The sequence below is a fragment of the Nocardioides sp. 616 genome, assembly GCF_002930065.1.
Lineage (GTDB): Bacteria > Actinomycetota > Actinomycetes > Propionibacteriales > Nocardioidaceae > Nocardioides > Nocardioides houyundeii.
In genome coordinates this window covers 149564-166068 of the sequence record NZ_POAG01000017.1, presented here as the reverse complement: position 1 = coordinate 166068, position 16505 = coordinate 149564, and the positions used below count along the sequence as shown (strand labels likewise).

The window sequence follows — 16505 nt, the reverse complement described above, 5'->3', positions numbered from 1 at the left end:
TGATCAACCGATTCCGGGGATGGTGGAGACGAGCAGGTCAAGGAGCTTGATGCCGAGGAAGGGCACGAGGACACCGCCGAGGCCGAAGACGAGCATGTTGCGGCGCAGGACGCTGGTGGCCGAGGTCGCCCGGAACCTCACGCCGCGCAGGGCGAGCGGGATCAGGGCGACGATGACCAGGGCGTTGAAGATCACCGCGGAGAGGATCGCGGACTCGGGCGTGGCCAGCGCCATCACGTTGAGCAGGTCCAGCGACGGGTAGGCCACCACGAACATGGCCGGGATGATCGCGAAGTACTTCGCCACGTCGTTGGCGATCGAGAAGGTGGTCAGCGCGCCGCGCGTGATGAGCAGCTGCTTGCCGATCTCGACGATGTCGATCAGCTTGGTGGGGTCGGAGTCGAGGTCGACCATGTTGCCGGCCTCCTTGGCAGCCGCGGTGCCGCTGTTCATCGCGACTCCCACGTCAGCGGCAGCCAGGGCCGGAGCATCGTTGGTGCCGTCACCGGTCATGGCGACCAACCGGCCCCCGGCCTGCTCCTTGCGGATGTAGTCCATCTTGTCCTCGGGGGTGGCCTCGGCCAGGAAGTCGTCCACCCCGGCCTCCTCCGCGATGGCCCTGGCGGTGAGGGCGTTGTCCCCGGTGATCATCACCGTGCGGATGCCCATCGACCGGAGCTCGGCGAACCGCTCGGTCATGCCCTCCTTGACCACGTCCTTGAGATGCACGACACCCAGCACCCGGTGCTGCGCGGACCCGAGCTCCGAGGCTCGGTCCTTTACCGCGATGACCAGCGGGGTCCCGCCCTGACGCGCGATCTCGTCGATGGCGTCAAGGACCTCGGGCGCGGGCGTGGCCTCGCCCCAGGCCGCCAGCGCGGAGGCGGCCCCCTTGCGGATCTCGGTGCCGTCAGCCAGGTCGACACCCGACATCCGGGTCTGCGCGGTGAACTCCACGAAGCTCGCGCCACTTGGCAGTGCCCGGTCGTCGGCGCCCTGGGCCAGCGCCAGCTCGACGATGGAGCGTCCCTCCGGCGTCTGGTCGGCCAGGCTGGAGAGCCGCGCGGTGTCCCGCAGCTCGGTCTCGCTCACCCCGGGGGCGGCGACGAACCTGGTGGCACGCCGGTTCCCGTAGGTGATGGTGCCGGTCTTGTCCAGCAGCAGGGTGCTCACGTCGCCGGCGGCCTCCACGGCACGACCCGACATGGCCAGCACGTTGACCCGCACCAGACGGTCCATGCCGGCGATGCCGATGGCGGAGAGCAGGGCTCCGATCGTCGTCGGGATCAGGCAGACCAGCAGTGCCACGAGCACCACCACGTCCTGCGGCGCACCGGCGTAGTCGGCCATCGGGGCGAGCGTGGCCACGGCGGCCAGGAACACCAGCGTCAGGCTGGTCAGCAGGATCGACAACGCGATCTCGTTGGGGGTCTTGCGACGCGAGGTCCCCTCGACCAGTGCGATCATCTTGTCCAGGAACGTCTCGCCGGCGGCGGCGGTGATCCGGACCACGATCCGGTCCGAGAGCACCTTGGTGCCACCGGTGACCGCGCTGCGGTCTCCTCCGGCCTCTCGGATCACGGGGGCGGATTCACCGGTGATCGCGGACTCGTCGACCGAGGCGATGCCTTCCACGATGTCCCCGTCACCTGGAATGACCTCTCCCGCCTCGACCACGACCCGGTCCCCGACCTCGAGCTGGGTGCCCGGCACGCGTGCCTCGACGCCGGCCTGGTCGAGCCGCCTGGCCACGGTGTCGCTGCGGGCTGCCCGCAGGGAGGCCGCCTGGGCCTTACCCCGTCCTTCGGCCACGGCTTCGGCAAGGTTGCCGAAGATGACCGTGAGCCATAGCCAGAGCGCGAGGAGGATCGCGAACACGCTGGGATCGGCGATGGCGGCGATGGTGGTGACCACCGAGCCCAGCCAGACCAGGAACATCACCGGCGAGCGCCACAGGTGACGGGGGTCGAGCTTGCGCAGCGCCTCCGGGAACTGCTCGACCCCCTGTGCGGCCAGGGTCCGCAGGCTCAGGCCTGGCGCGTGGCGACGCGTGGGCGCCTGCTCGGGGACCGCTGGAGGCGTGGACCGGTCGGGCGGCCTCGGCTGGGTGGACGACGGGGTGGACGTGGTGGTCATGCGAGTGCCTCCGCGATGGGTCCGAGGGAAAGAGCGGGGAAGTAGGTGAGGCCGCCGAAGATCAAGATCACGGCCACCAGGAGCGCCACGAACAGCGGCTTGTGGGTGGGCAGGGTCCCGGCGCTGGTGGGGACCTTCGTCTGCTCGGCGAGGGACCCGGCGAGCAGCAGGACCAGCACGATGGGCACCAGGCGACCCAGGAGCATGGCCAGGGCCAGCGTGATCTGGAAGAACGCCGAGGTCACGGTGATACCACCGAAGGCACTGCCGTTGTTGTTGGCGCCGGAGGTGTAGGCGTAGAGCACCTCGCTGAAGCCGTGTCCTCCGGCATTGCCCATGGCGTCGGGGGTTGAGCCGAGCGCTATCGCGGCCCCGGTGCCGACCAGCACCAGAGTGGGCGTGGTCAGCGTGTACAGGGCGACGTAGGTCATCTGCCGGGCACCGATCTTCTTCCCCAGCAGCTCCGGAGTGCGACCGACCATGAGGCCGGCGATGAAGACGGCCACGATGGCCATGATCAGGATGCCGTAGATCCCGGAGCCGACGCCGCCGGGAGTGATCTCCCCGAGCATCATGTTGACCAGCACTCCGCCTCCGCCGACCGGGGTGAAGGAGTCGTGGGCGGCGTTGACCGCACCGGTCGACGTACCGGTGGAGACCATGCCGAACAGGGCCGAGGACCACTCACCGAACCTGGTCTCCTTGCCCTCCATGGCGGCGCCGGCAGCCCGGGCGGCCTGGGAGCGCGCCCCTGCCTCGGCAGCGGTGATGACGGCCAGGGAGACCGCCATCAAGGCACCCATGGCGCCCAGCACGGCCAGGCCCTGGCGTCGGTTGCCCAGCATCGTGCCGAGGGTCCGGGTCAGGCTGATCGGGATCACCAGCATCAGGAAGATCTGCAGCAGGTTGGTGACAGCGTTGGGGTTCTCGAACGGGTGGGCGGAGTTGGCGTTGAAGAAGCCGCCGCCGTTCGTGCCCAGGACCTTGATGGCCTCCTGGCTGGCGACCGGGCCGCCGGTGAGGACCTGGTCGTGGCCCGCGAGCGTGCTCATCGTGGAGTCGGTGAAGGTCTGCACCACCCCACCGGCCATCAGCAGCACCGCACCCAGCAGTGCCATCGGCAGCAGGATCCGCAGGGTGCCGCGGACCAGGTCCACCCAGAAGTTGCCCAGCTCGGAGCTGCGCGTCCGGACGAACCCCCGGATCAGCGCGACCGCCACGGCCATGCCCACCGCGGCGGACAGGAAGTTCTGCACCGCGAGCCCCGCCATCTGGGCCGTGAAGCCCAGCGTCGACTCTCCGCCGTAGGACTGCCAGTTCGTGTTCGTCACGAACGAGACCGCGGTGTTCAGGGACATCCACAGATCCATGCCGCCGAGGTCACGGCTCATCGGCAGGTGGGCCTGACCCAGCAGGATCCCCATGAGCACGACGATGCTCACCAGCGAGAAGCCCACGACACTCAGCGCGTACGCCTTGGGGCTCTGGCTGGATTCGGGGTTCACTCCGGAGAGCCGGTAGACCACCCGCTCCACCCGCAGGTGCGACGCACCGGTGTAGACCCGCGCCATGTAGTCGCCCAGAGGCACGTACACGCTGGCCAGCAGCAGGACCAGGGCGGCGATCTGCAGCAGCCCGGCCACGGTGTCGCTCATGAGAAGCGCTCCGGGCAGATCAGCGCGGCGAGCAGGTAGACGGCAACGGCGATGACCGCCAGGACGAGAAGACCACTTTCAACACTCATGCCGCTAACCCAAGACCCCGCGCGGCACGAGAACCCTGATCTTGTCGCCGTCTTGACGGGCGTTGACGCGGTTTTGCCACCTCAGGATCGTGTGATCGGCCTCAGACCACGTCGCGACGCCGAACCAGCCACCAGGTGAGGACTTGGGGGCACGACGCCTAGGGCTTCAGGGCGTCACTGAGGGCGGTGAGCGTGTCCTCGACGAGGCGGTAGAACGCCCAGCGTCCGCGCTGCTCACGGATCACGAGTCCGGCATCCACCAGTTGCTTCATGTGGTGGGAGACGGTCGGTTGCGCCAGACCGACTGGCTCGGTCAGGTCGCAGATGCAGGCCTCGCGGTCGGGCTGCGCGGCGATCAGGGACAACAGGCGGACCCGCGTGGGGTCGCCGAGCGCCTTGAACATTCGCGCCAGGCGCAGTGCCTCCCCGGCCTCCAGCACGCCGCCGGTGACGGTCGAGCAACAGGCCGTCGTCGGCGCGTCGATGACAGGGAGAGGGGTGCGGGTGGCCATCAGCTCAGTGTGCCAGACACATTGACAAACGTCGATACATCGACCAGCATCGATGCATCAACAGTCTTCGCCACGACGAGAAGGATGGGCATTCATGACCACCGACAGCAGCGCCCAGACCCCGGACCAGGTCCGCGAGGAGGTTCGTAGTCGCTACGCCGAAGCCGCGACGTCCGTGGCCCGTGGCACCGGCAACGCCGAGCTGAACAGCGCCCTGCAGCTCGACGACAGCTGTGGCCCCTCGTCGTGCTGCGGCGACGACGTGGCGGTGGTCGAGGCGTTCGGGGCGGCGCTGTACAGCGGCGACGACCAGCAGGCACTGCCCGCGGAAGCGGTGGCGGCCAGCCTGGGCTGCGGCAACCCCACCGCCGTCGCGGACCTGCGCCCCGGAGAGCGGGTCCTGGACCTGGGCTCGGGTGGCGGCATCGACGTGCTGCTCTCCGCGCGGCGGGTGGGTGAGACCGGGTTCGCCTACGGGGTCGACATGACCGAGGAGATGCTCGACCTTGCTCGCGCCAACGCCACCAAGGCGGGCGCGACCAACGTCGAGTTCCTCAAGGGCACCATCGAGGACCTCCCCCTGCCTGACGCCGCGGTGGACGTGGTCATCTCCAACTGCGTCATCAACCTCTCCACCGACAAGTCCAAGGTCATCGCCGAGATGTACCGCGTCCTGACGCCGGGCGGTCGGATCGGCATCTCCGACGTCGTCGCCGAGGACCACCTCACCGTCCAGGACCGCGCGGATCGCGGCTCCTACGTCGGCTGCATCGCCGGCGCCCTCTCGCGCAGCGAGTACCTCGACGGCCTCGCCGCTGCCGGGTTCTCCGAGGCGGCCATCGAGTTCACCCACGAGGCCGTTCCGGGCATGCACGGCGCGATCATCCGCGCCACCAAGCCCACCGCATGAGCCCTGCCCTCACCGACGCCCCCGTGGGCCAGCGGCTCTCCACCCTCGACCGGTTCCTCCCGGTCTGGATCGGGGCCGCGATGGTCGCCGGACTGCTGGCCGGCCGGTGGGTGCCCGGGATCTCAGAGGTCCTGGACTCCGTCACCGTCGGGTCGATCTCGCTCCCGATCGCGCTCGGCCTGCTCGTGATGATGTACCCGGTGCTGGCCAAGGTCCGCTACGACGAGGTCGGCCACGTCGCTCGCGACCGGCGGATGGTGGCCCTCTCCCTGGTCCTCAACTGGCTCGTCGGGCCGGCGCTCATGTTCGCCCTGGCCTGGCTACTCCTCCCCGACCTGCCCGAGTACCGCACGGGTCTCATCATCGTCGGCCTGGCCCGCTGCATCGCGATGGTCATCATCTGGAACGACCTGGCCTGCGGCGACCGGGAGGCCGCCGCCGTCCTGGTAGCGGTCAACTCGGTCTTCCAGGTCCTCGCCTTCGCCGTGCTCGGCTGGTTCTACCTCGACCTGCTGCCCGGCTGGCTCGGCCTGTCCACCGCGGGCCTCGACGTCTCTGCGTGGCAGATCGCCTGGAGCGTCCTGGTCTTCCTCGGGATTCCCCTGGCCGCCGGATACCTCACCCGGCGCATCGGGGAGGCACGGCGCGGGCGCGAGTGGTACGAGCAGCGCCTGCTGCCACGCCTGGGCCCCTGGGCCCTGTACGGACTGCTGTTCACCATCGTCGTCCTCTTCGCCCTCCAGGGCGAGACGATCACCCGCCAGCCGCTCGACGTGGCGCGCATCGCCGTACCGCTGGTCATCTACTTCGCGCTCATGTGGTGCGGCTCGCTGCTGCTGGCGCGCCGCGCGGGGCTGGGCTACGCCCGCGCCACCACCGTCGCCTTCACCGCCGCCGGCAACAACTTCGAGCTTGCCATCGCCGTCACCATCGCCGTGTTCGGCGTCACCAGCGGCCAGGCCCTGGCGGGCGTCGTCGGCCCGCTCATCGAGGTCCCCGTGCTCGTCGCTCTGGTGTACGTCAGCCTCTGGGCCCGCCGCTACTTCCCCGACGTCCCGCAGGGAGCAGCACCATGAACGGCCAGACGACCGACCCGGCCACAGGTCAGCCGCGCGAGGACCGGACACCGCGGGTGGTCTTCGCGTGTGTCCGCAACGGCGGTCGCTCCGTGATCGCGCGCGTGCTGACCGAGCACTACGCCCGTGGCCAGGTCATCGCACTGTCAGCCGGAACCCAGCCCGGGGAACGCATCCACCCCGAGGTCGCCCACGCGCTCGCGCAGCTCGGGCTCGACACCTCCCGCGAGCGCCCCCAGCAGCTCACCCCCGAGATCGTCGCTGCCAGCGACCTCGCCATCACCCTCGGCTGCGGCGAGGCATGCCCCTATGTCCCCGGCGTCACCTATCGCGACTGGCCCGTGGGCGACCCCGGCGGTCAGGACGACGCCACCGTGCGGCGCATCATCACCGACCTGGACACCCGCGTCCGCGACCTGCTCCACGAGCTCGCACCCCACTTCCCCCTCGCACCCAGCGTTCTCATCCCCTGACTCCAGCGCCTGGCGGCGCGTACCGGTGACACGTTTCGGCGGCGGGTCCTCCTGTGCTCCAATGTCCGACCGGGCGCAGGGACGAGAGGCACCACGTGAGGAACGCGGCACGACCGAAGAACTGGCGCTACCGAGCGGCGGCGCGGACCCTGGCAGTCGCCTTGGCAGCGGGCGGCACGACCGGGCTGGCGACCACGTCGCCGGCGCACGCCGCACCCGAGGCGGTCGACGGCGCGCAGACCGCGGGTGACTCGATGTTCCCCCACGTGGGGAACGGCGGCTACGACGCGCTCCACTACGACGTGGGCCTTGCGTGGGCCTCCACCGGCGTGGTGGGCACCTACATGACGGGCGAGCTCACCAGCGCGACAACCACGATGCAGGCCCGCACCACGGGGGCTCCGCTGCGCTCGTTCTCCCTCGACCTCGAGGGTCTCCAGGTCGAGTCTGTCACCGTCGACGGCGTCGCCGCGACGTACGAGCGAGTGCAGGACCCGGCCGCCATCAGGTTCAAGCTGATCATCACACCAGCCACGCCCGTCGACGGTGAGTTCACCACTCGTGTCCGCTACTCCGGAGTGCCGCAAACCCACGTCGACGTCGACAAGTCCTGGGAGGGCTGGAGCGCCACCACGGACGGGGCGATCTTCCTGGGGCAGCCGATCGGTGCGATGACGGCGTTCCCGCACAACAACACGCCCGGCGACAAGGCCACCTACATCTTCACCGTGGACGCCCCCACCCTGATCACGAGCGCGAACGGCACCGGCCCCGCCGGGGTGGCCAGCAACGGCGAGCTGCACTCGAGGACACCGAGCTCCGACGGCACGCGCACCACCTGGACCTGGGTGCAGCAGGAGCAGATGGCCAGCTCGCTGGCGCTGATCTCCATCGGCAAGTACGACGTCCTCGAAAGCCAGGTGACGCTGGCCAGTGGCCGGGTGCTGCCGGAATGGTCCTTCGTGGACTCCTCCCTCAGCGCCGCGAACAAGACCACCATCAACAACCGCCGCACCGTCCTCGCTGCCACCATCGACCGGTTCGAGCAGCTCTACGGCCCCTACCCCGGCAACAGCATCGGCGTCGTCGTCGACACCGTGCCCGCTAGCGTGAACTACGCCCTCGAGACCCAGGACCGGCCCTTCTTTCCGAGCGCGAGCTCGATCAACGGCACCACGCTTCTCCACGAGCTCGTCCACCAGTGGTACGGCGACGCCGTGTCACCTCGCACCTGGACCGACATCTGGATCAACGAGGGCATGGGCACCTGGGGACCGAGATGGCACGACAGTGTCCTCGCTGCGGTCACCCCGAACCCGGCAGCGGTCGAGACCACCTACTTCAACAGCTGGAACGCCACGGCGCCAACCAGCGCGAGCTGGCGGACCCCTCCGGGGAACCAGACCGACCCCGGCAGCCTGTACGGCTACCAGACCTACACCCGCGGTGCCCAGTTCTGGGAGGCGCTCCGCACGGTCGTCCGCGACGCGGCGTTCCAGGAGATCCTCCAGGAGTGGACCTCCCGCTACAACGGCGACAGCCCTCCGGCTGTGCGGCTCAAGGAGCTGGCCGAGGAGATCTCCGGTCGCGACCTCGACGCGTTCTGGCAGGACTGGATCCTCGACGGGGACAAGCCCGCTTGGCCGGCCAAGTACGACGTGAGCCTGACCGCGAGCGACCCGACGTACCTGGGAAACTCCACGACCGTCACCTACACGCTGCGTGCCGCCAATGTCGGGAAGGTGACGCTCGTCGACGGCGTCGTCGAGGTCGACGTGCACGACATCACCGACGACGCCGCCCTCAGCCCGCTGCCGGGCGGCCTCACCAGGGACGTGGACACGCTGATCTGGACCGTCCCGCAGACGGCCGCCGGTGAAGCAGCGACCATCACGTTCACGGCGAGCGCCGTAGACGGCTCCCCGTCGATGGGGGCCACGGCGTTCCCGGCCTCCCTCGGAGGGGGCTGCGCATCCTGCAGCCCGCTGGCTCCGGTGCCGGACTCGGTCATCGTGGGCGACCCCGTGGTGGGGCGACCCCTCACGGTGGCCCCCGCCACCTGGCCCGCTGGCACCACGCTGGCGCGGCAGTGGTCGGTCGACGCAGTCCCGGTCGCGGACGCCACCGAGGCCACCTTCACCCCGCGTCCAGTGGACGTCGGCAGGACCGTGACGGTCGCCGTCACCGGCACGAAGCCGGGCCATGACTCCTTCACCAGAGTCAGTGCCGCTACCGCTGTAGTCGCGGCAGGCACCCTGGACAGCACCCCCTCCCCGGCCCTCGATGGCGCCGCCCAGGTCGGCGTACCAGTCGGGCCCCTCACCGGGACGTGGGACGAGGGCGTCGAGCTGACGTTCGCGTGGCGGGTCGCCGGCGTCGAGGTGGCGACCAGCAGGTCCTACACGCCCACCGCCGCGGACGCCGACAAGAACCTGACCGTGACCGTCACCGGCACCAAGCCCGGCTACGACGTCGTCGCCAGCACCAGCCCGGTCGTCACCGTCGACCAGGGAACGCTCAGTCGCACTCCACAGCCCACCATCGCCGGTTCCCCCGTCTTCGGGTCCACGTTGTCTGTGGGGGCCGGGACGTGGGACGAGGGGGTGGCGATCTCCTACCAGTGGCTGCGGGGCGGTGCCCCGATCGCCGGCGCCGACCGGGCGACGTACGTCGTCGGCCTGGCCGACCTCGGTGCCGCACTGTCGGTCCGGGTCACCGGCACCAAGCCCGGCTACGCGGCGCTCGCCCACATCAGCTCGGCCACCGCGGCTGCGGTCCCCGCGACCCTCGCCCCGAAGAAGCCGAGGATGAAGGGCACCCTTAAGGTAGGCAAGACGCTCAAGGCGATCCTGGGTGTACGGGCTCCTGACACGAAGTTCACGTACCGCTGGACCGTGGCGGGCAAGTCGGTGGGCTCCACGGCGAAGCTCAAGGTGCGCAGGGCCTTTCGCGGCAAGCCCATCAAGGTGACCGTCACCGTGACGCGCGCTGGCTACGTGAGCGTCAAGACTGTCAGTAGGGCCAAGCGCGTCAGGCGCTGACGCCTGTCGCCTGGGTCACACTGCTGCGGACAACTCGGTCACACTGCTGCGGTCGCCCTGGCAAAGCCATAGCATGCTGACTGCTCCCCAATTTTGGGTAAGCAACTCGGAGCTTCAGTTACGTGCGGGAACGCACGAGGGGACCACATGGGAATCAACTTCTGCTCGAAGAGTCGCGGCTGGCAACGGGCAGCGGGGCTGCTGCTGGGACCGTTGGCCATCGTGGCCGCCACCTCAGGGCCGTGGCACGGTGCGGCCCTCTCCTCGCACGAGGACTCCCGAGCCGCCACCGGTCAGACCTCGTTCCTGGACAAGGCATGGGGCGACGACGCCACCCGAGAGGACGAGCAAGCCTCGCGGGCCACCGGGCTCTGGCAGGCGAAGCACGACCTGGGCTCGATGTACTCCTCAACGAAGCGGTCCGGCGCCCAGAAGGTGTGGAAGTCGAAGGACGCCTCGAAGGCACGCGTGACCGGTCGCGGCGTCGACGTCGCGTTGATCGACACTGGCGTGTCCCCGGTCTCCGGACTGAACAACCCCACGAAGGTGGTCAACGGTCCCGACCTGTCCTTCGAGAGCCAGCACGCCAACACCAGGCACCTCGACGGCTACGGACACGGGACCCACATGGCCGGCATCATCGCCGGGCGGGACGCCGAGGTCGTCGCCGGCAAGGAGAACGACCCGGACCACTTCGTGGGCATGGCGCCAGATGCCCGGATCGTCAACGTCAAGGTGGCCACCGCGGACGGCGGTGCCGACGTCAGCCAGATCATCGCTGCCATCGACTGGGTCGTGCAGCACCGCAACGACGCAGGCCTGAACATCCGGGTCATCAACCTGTCCTACGGCACGCACTCGACCCAGCCGTACACCGTGGACCCGCTCGCCTACGCCGTGGAGAACGCCTGGCGAAAGGGCATCGTCGTGGTCGTGGCGGCAGGCAACGACGGTGCCGACAACCGGCTCAACATGCCCGCGGCCAACCCGCACGTGCTCGCGGTCGGGGCGGTGGACCACCTCGGTACGCAGTCCCCCCACGACGACGTCACCGAGAGCTTCACCAACTCAGGCACCGCTGACCGGCGCCCCGACCTCATCGCGCCGGGCAAGTCGGTGGTCTCCCTGCGCACCCCCGGCTCGTACTCCGACCTGACCCACCCCGAGGGCCTGGTCACCGGCGACGCGGCACGTCGGTTCTTCCGAGGCAGCGGCACCTCGCAAGCCACCGCGATGGTCAGCGGTGCCGCGGCACTCCTCCTCCAGGCGAGGCCGCAGCTCAGCCCCGACCAGGTCAAGTATCTGCTGCGCTCGACCGCGGACCCTCTCGCCACCGACGACCCTGCCCAGGGGGCCGGCGTCCTCGACGTCCATGCCGCGCTTCGGGCAGCGACGCCGTCCACCACGGTGGCAGCCCAGCGCTGGCCCGCCGCCACCGGGACCGGCACGCTCGAGGCTGCCCGCGGCGGCAGCCACGTCGTGGACCCCACCAACGGGACCGTCCTCAGCGGCGAGGTCGACGCCATGGGCAACCCTTGGGACGCCCGCTCCTGGCGCGAGGCCACGGCCGCTGGCACGGCGTGGTCCGCAGGCACCTGGAACGGCAGGACCTGGACGGGCTCGGACTGGTCCGGCACCTCCTGGACCGCACGGTCCTGGCGCTCCGCCACCTGGTCCGGCAACTCCTGGGCCGGCGGAGACTGGCTGGCCCGGAGCTGGCGCGGGGACGTGTGGACCTCCGACGGCTGGTCGACCATGAGCGTGGCGTCCCGCAGCTGGTCCCAGGACACCTGGGGGGCCCGGTCGTGGCGCGGCGTCGCGTCGAGCTCGGGACCGGCCTGGTAGCCACGGGTCGACCACGGTCATCGCCTCGTCGCACAACAGATACTGCGGCGTGGCGTCTTGAAGGGATAGGAACCCGTGAACACCGGTAGTCCTGCGCGTACCCCCGCGCTGCTCATCTCGCTGCTTGCGGCGGTGATGGCCGGATTGGCCCTGCTGATCGCCGCACCGGCGATCCTGGCGGAACCCGAGGCAGCGGTGCCGGGCCTGGAGTGGCTAGTCCTGGTGCCCCTGTTCGCGCTCGCCGAGGTGGTGGTCATCCACCTGCCGACCCAGCGCAACGCCCACGGCCACACCATGCGTGAGATCCCGGCAGTGCTCGGCCTGACTTTCATGGTGCCGCAGCAGTACGTCACGGCCTACGTCGTGGGCGCGGTTCTGGCGCTCGTGCTCGCAGCGCGCATGCGGGGCGTGAAGCTGGCGTTCAACGCGGCCATGTTCAGTCTCGAGGCGGCGCTCGGGGCACTCGTGTACCACGCGATCCTGCAAGGAGGCGACCCCCTGTCGATGACCGGGTGGCTCGCGGTCCTCCTGGCGGTGCTGGTCACCGACCTCATATCCGCCGGCGCGGTCACCGCGGCCATCAGTCTGACCGAGGGGGTCTTCGACGGAGAGGTCCTGCACGAGGCGCTCCGGTCGGGATCCTTCGCCGCGTTCATCAACACCTGCGTGGCCCTCCTCTTCGCCACCCTCGTGCTGGTCCAACCTTCGGCCCTGCCCCTCCTGGGTGTCGTCATCGTTCTCCTCGTCATGGCTTACCGCGTCTACATCTCGCTCGCCCGCGGGCACGCGCGCACGCACCTGCTGTACCGGTTCGTCGACCGCACTGCCTCGGCGGGGACACCGGAGGAGATCATCGGCATCGTCGTCAGGGAGGCAGCCGACCTGATGCACGCCGAGCGCGCCTACCTCGTGGAGCTCGTCGGCGATCACGAGGTGCGGTGCACCGCCTACGCCGACGGCTCGCTGCGTACCGAGTCCCTCGAGCTCCCCGAACCGCGGACGTGGTGGTGGAGCGCAATCGAGAGGGGCGTCGTGCGCTACGAGACGCCCCGCGGCCACGGACAGCGTGAGGACCCGGCACCGACCGTCGGGCCGGCGGTGATGTCTGCACCCCGGGACGGGCTCGCTGCCCCCTTGCGTACGGCGGAACCGACCAGGTACGTGCTGGTGGTGTGCGACCGGTCCTTCGAGAAGGAGACCTTCGGGACCGAGGACGTCCAGGTCTTCGAGGCGCTCGCTGCGCACGCAGGTGTGGCTGTGGAGCGAGCGCGCAGCGTCAACGACCTCGAGGAGCTTGCGGAGGAGCTGAAGGGCGCCCGCGACGCGGCCCTGGCGGCGTCGGAGGCCAAGTCGATGTTCCTGGCCAACATGAGTCACGAGATCCGCACGCCGCTCACCACGGTGCTCGCCGCCGGTGAGCTGCTGGAGGAGACCACGCTGGACCAGATGCAAGCCAAGCTCCTCGACCGGATGCGTCAGTCCGGCGGGTTGCTGCTGTCACTGGTGGAGAGCCTCCTCGACTTTTCCCGGATCGAGGCCGGGCACGCGTCGCTGCAGCAGGTGGAGTTCGACCTGCACGCCATGGTGAGGGACATCGTCGACGCCAGCCTGCCGCGCGCGCAGCAACGGGGCAACACCCTCGACTGGGTGATCGATCCCCTGGTGCCTCGGACCGTTATCGGTGACCGGACCAGGGTCGTCCAGGTGCTCAGCAACCTCGTGGACAACGCGCTCAAGTTCACCGCGAACGGACGGGTGCACGTGGAGGTCGGTGCCGCCGTCGTTGCCGGCAGCCGCGCCGTCCAGTTCGAAGTCTCCGACACCGGCATCGGTATCGACGAGAAGGACCAGGCGTCCATCTTCGAGGCCTTCCGCCAAGTGGACGGCTCCGCCACCCGACACTACGCAGGAACCGGCTTGGGACTGGCCATCTGCAAACAGCTGACCGACCTGATGGGCGGGAACATGACCGTCACCGGACAGCTCGATGTGGGGAGCACCTTCACCTTCCAGCTCCCGCTGGCAGTACCCGCGAAGCCCCCCGCTGTTCTCGCGACGAGACCGCCCTCGCTTGACCGCGCGAGCAGGGAGGCGTGAGAGCGCGGCATCCGCGTCATCAACGCCATCCAACGCGTTCAACCTGGATGCTCCCCTGACTTCCTCACCGCCTACGCCACCTCCAAGTTCGGCGTCGAGGGGTCATGGAGGCGCTGTCCCCTGAGGTCACCCCGTTCGGGATCACCCGCGCCACGGTCGCGAGCTGGCAGAGACGGCAAGCAGGGCGGCGACCCCGCAAAGCTCTCCGCGGCTCTGGTCCAGCTCATCGCCCTCGACGAGCCCTCCGTGCGGTTCGCTGCCGGCGCTGACGCCGTCGAGCTCTTCGAGTCCAAGGCCAACGCCCTCCTCGGGTCACGAAAGCTAGGCCCGTTGAACTGCGCGTTCGTCAGGTGCGGTGCCCTTGGGGAACTCTCCACGAGTCCATCTCCATCGGGGTACTACGCACGCTCCGCGGCCCAACCGGACGACCCGCTCGCATCCCGAGACTCAATGCTCAAGCGAGGGCGGAGTCGGGGATCCAGTTCCCATGGAATCCCTGCGGCACCCGGGCCGGCAGGTGGATCGTGGCCACGGGATGTCCGAAGTCGTGGGCATCGATGATCACCAGGTCGCTGGCGTCGCGCTCGGCGTCGTACACGTAGCCCATGAGCCAACCGTCGTCCTCGCCAGCCGAGCTGCCGGCCGGGACGAACACCATCTCGCTGGCGATGCGACCAGAGCCCAGGTCCACCTCGACGGTGGTGCCACCGACAAGGTCGTGCTTGCGCACAGCGGTCCGAGGGTCATCGCCCAGGGCGCCCAGGTCGCGGACCGAGGATGCGCCGATCGTGTAGCCGTAGCGGTGGCGACGGCCAGTGAGTCGTTCGTCCCCGCGTGGGAACTCCGTGCCGCGATCGTCGATCGTCTCGGTGAGGACCTTGCGTGTCCGCGGGTCGATCGTCCAGCGCTCCAGACGGGGACGATCGGACACGGGCTCGCCGTCCTCGGCGAAGGCATGGTCGTGCACCACCAGGTCGATGATCACTCGATCACCGTCGTCGAAGGCGTTGAGGGGGTGGTAGACGAAGCACGGCTCGACGTCGATCCACACGACATCGGACCCGGTGCCGGCCCGGGGCAGGAGCCCGACCCGGGCCCCGTTGTCGGGGCGCCAACGGAAGGGCAGGGCAACGCTGCGGAGGGCGAGCTCCAGGTCGAAGAGCACAGGCAGGTCGAAGAGCACGACCCGGGAGCCGGTCAGGCCCATGTCGTGGAGCATGACCGGAGCCGGAAGGTCGATGTCGACGGTGCTGACCAGCGCCCCGGAAGAGTCGATCACGTGATAGCGCAACGCGGGGTTGTCGAAGCCGTAGCTCATCACGTGCATCTCGCCGTTGTTCGGGTCGAACTTGGGGTGCGCGTTGATGCCGGCAGGCAGAGGGCCGCCGAAATTGCGCGTGGCGACCGTGTCCAGGTCCCCCGTCAGCTCGTAAGGCAGCGAGCCCTCGGTCACGGCCAGGATCCGGCCGGCGTGGGCGAACACGTTGGTGTTGCCCGAGCCGGAATACCATCCGCCGTCCTCGTGGGGCACAGGGGACTCATCGAGGTGCACGCTGGCCTCGGGGCTGCGCACCCAGCGGTTGCGGTACCAGCGTGGCCGGCCGCCGTGCAGGTCGACGCCGTGCACCATCCCATCGCCCGCGAACCAGTGGTACGTGTCGGCCTGCGCTGCGAACGGGTTGGGCCCGGTGCGGATGTACCTGCCCGCCAGGTCCGGCGGCACCGCGCCCGTGACCTCGAGATCCGTGGCGGTCAACTCAGTGGCCACCGGCGCAAAGTTGCCGTCGAGGTACGTCGCTGCAGTCATCGTCTACTCCCTGGAATCGGGCCGCCGAGTCGACCCCACCAATAGACACCCGCTGCCGCTACGCGTCAATCTGTTTTGGCGTGATCACGTCACACGGCTCCTTGGCCGTCTTCACCGCGGATCCCCACCGACTACCCGGTGAGGGATCGCCCATCGGGAACCTCCTCTCCACACCAGCTGGCGACGAGACCCACGACCCCCACTGGGCCCTCGATGCACCTGACGTCAGGATCAGACAAATTTCCGGGCCGAAGGGCATCGCGTCTTATCCCCGCGTATGACCGTCGAGCCGTGAAAATGCCTCACGCTCCGCGTCCCAGCGTGGGCGTGATCGTTCCGGTACCCCGTTGAACCAGGTCCCCTCCCCTGCTTCACCCGCACACCACATCAGGGGACGGGCCGTCTCAGACCAGCATGAGGAGAGTGCAGCGTCACGCTCAAAACGCGGGGCTTGCTCTCGCCCGCCAGCACGCGATAGGGAGCGTGCAGGGGCGCGGACGATGCGCCGCTCCCCCGGGCCGTCCCCCCGGCTACGCGCGTCGACCCCCACCTGTCACCAGATCATGCAGCAGACCCAACCGTCCCCCTCCCCGCGCCGGTCGCGCAGGGATTGCGAATGGCGAGCCAGGCCCTCGACTCCGCCGCGCACACGGCCGGAGCGGGCCGTAGCTGCCTACCTCTGCCCAGCGGGCCCGACCCTCGCACGAGCTACAGGGCCGGCGGCGGCAATCCGGACCGGGCCGGACCGACTCAATCCTCTGGACCGATCCTGCCGTCTCTCCGCTTCGCACCATGGACCTGGACCAACGCCCTAGAGCTGCCCTCCCCCGGAGCGCCGTCAACGACCTCGACGTGGCCGACACT

General features: G+C 69.4%; 11 protein-coding genes. 6 read left to right on the top strand and 5 right to left on the bottom strand.

Annotated elements, in window-relative coordinates:
- Window positions 1–3: 3 nt before the first annotated feature.
- The 4 genes from kdpB to C5H89_RS07230 all read right to left on the bottom strand — a co-directional run bounded on the left by kdpB (window position 4) and on the right by C5H89_RS07230 (window position 4392).
- Entirely contained in the window at window positions 4–2136 is a 2133-nt protein-coding gene (gene kdpB, locus C5H89_RS07240; protein WP_104106365.1) for a potassium-transporting ATPase subunit KdpB, read from the bottom strand.
- Window positions 2133–3791 carry a potassium-transporting ATPase subunit KdpA gene (gene kdpA / locus C5H89_RS07235; RefSeq protein WP_104106364.1) on the bottom strand — a complete coding sequence of 553 codons (1659 nt, stop codon included), beginning with the start codon at window positions 3789–3791 and terminating at the stop codon, window positions 2133–2135. Before kdpA ends, kdpB begins: the two co-directional genes overlap by 4 nt.
- A complete protein-coding gene (locus C5H89_RS18680) occupies window positions 3788–3880 on the bottom strand; it encodes a potassium-transporting ATPase subunit F (protein WP_114149414.1) in 93 nt (30 codons plus the stop codon). The genes kdpA and C5H89_RS18680 overlap by 4 nt, the downstream gene beginning before the upstream one ends.
- Window positions 3881–4038: 158 nt before the next feature.
- Window positions 4039–4392: a metalloregulator ArsR/SmtB family transcription factor gene (locus C5H89_RS07230; protein ID WP_205304911.1), complete on the bottom strand. Its 354-nt coding sequence runs from the start codon at window positions 4390–4392 to the stop codon at window positions 4039–4041.
- Between the two features lie 94 nt (window positions 4393–4486).
- Between C5H89_RS07230 and arsM the strand changes: the two genes are divergently transcribed.
- From arsM to C5H89_RS07200, 6 genes are all read left to right on the top strand, one after another.
- Window positions 4487–5302 carry an arsenite methyltransferase gene (arsM, locus tag C5H89_RS07225; protein ID WP_104106363.1) on the top strand — a complete coding sequence of 272 codons (816 nt, stop codon included), beginning with the start codon at window positions 4487–4489 and terminating at the stop codon, window positions 5300–5302.
- Window positions 5299–6378, top strand: coding sequence for an ACR3 family arsenite efflux transporter (arsB, locus tag C5H89_RS07220; protein ID WP_104106362.1), 1080 nt, complete (start codon window positions 5299–5301; stop codon window positions 6376–6378). The genes arsM and arsB overlap by 4 nt, the downstream gene beginning before the upstream one ends.
- Window positions 6375–6851: a heat-shock protein HtpX gene (locus C5H89_RS07215; protein WP_104106361.1), complete on the top strand. Its 477-nt coding sequence runs from the start codon at window positions 6375–6377 to the stop codon at window positions 6849–6851. The genes arsB and C5H89_RS07215 overlap by 4 nt, the downstream gene beginning before the upstream one ends.
- A 95-nt stretch (window positions 6852–6946) precedes the next feature.
- Window positions 6947–9892, top strand: a complete 2946-nt coding sequence (locus tag C5H89_RS07210) for a M1 family aminopeptidase (protein WP_104106360.1) — start codon at window positions 6947–6949, stop codon at window positions 9890–9892.
- Window positions 9893–10039: 147 nt separating this feature from the next.
- Window positions 10040–11737, top strand: coding sequence for a S8 family serine peptidase (locus C5H89_RS07205; RefSeq protein WP_205304910.1), 1698 nt, complete (start codon window positions 10040–10042; stop codon window positions 11735–11737).
- A gap of 75 nt (window positions 11738–11812) precedes the next feature.
- Entirely contained in the window at window positions 11813–13834 is a 2022-nt protein-coding gene (locus C5H89_RS07200; protein WP_104106359.1) for a GAF domain-containing hybrid sensor histidine kinase/response regulator, read from the top strand.
- Window positions 13835–14288: 454 nt separating this feature from the next.
- On the opposite strand, the gene C5H89_RS07190 is transcribed toward C5H89_RS07200, so the two are convergent.
- A complete protein-coding gene (locus tag C5H89_RS07190; RefSeq protein ID WP_104106358.1) occupies window positions 14289–15641 on the bottom strand; it encodes a carotenoid oxygenase family protein in 1353 nt (450 codons plus the stop codon).
- Window positions 15642–16505: the final 864 nt, after the last annotated feature.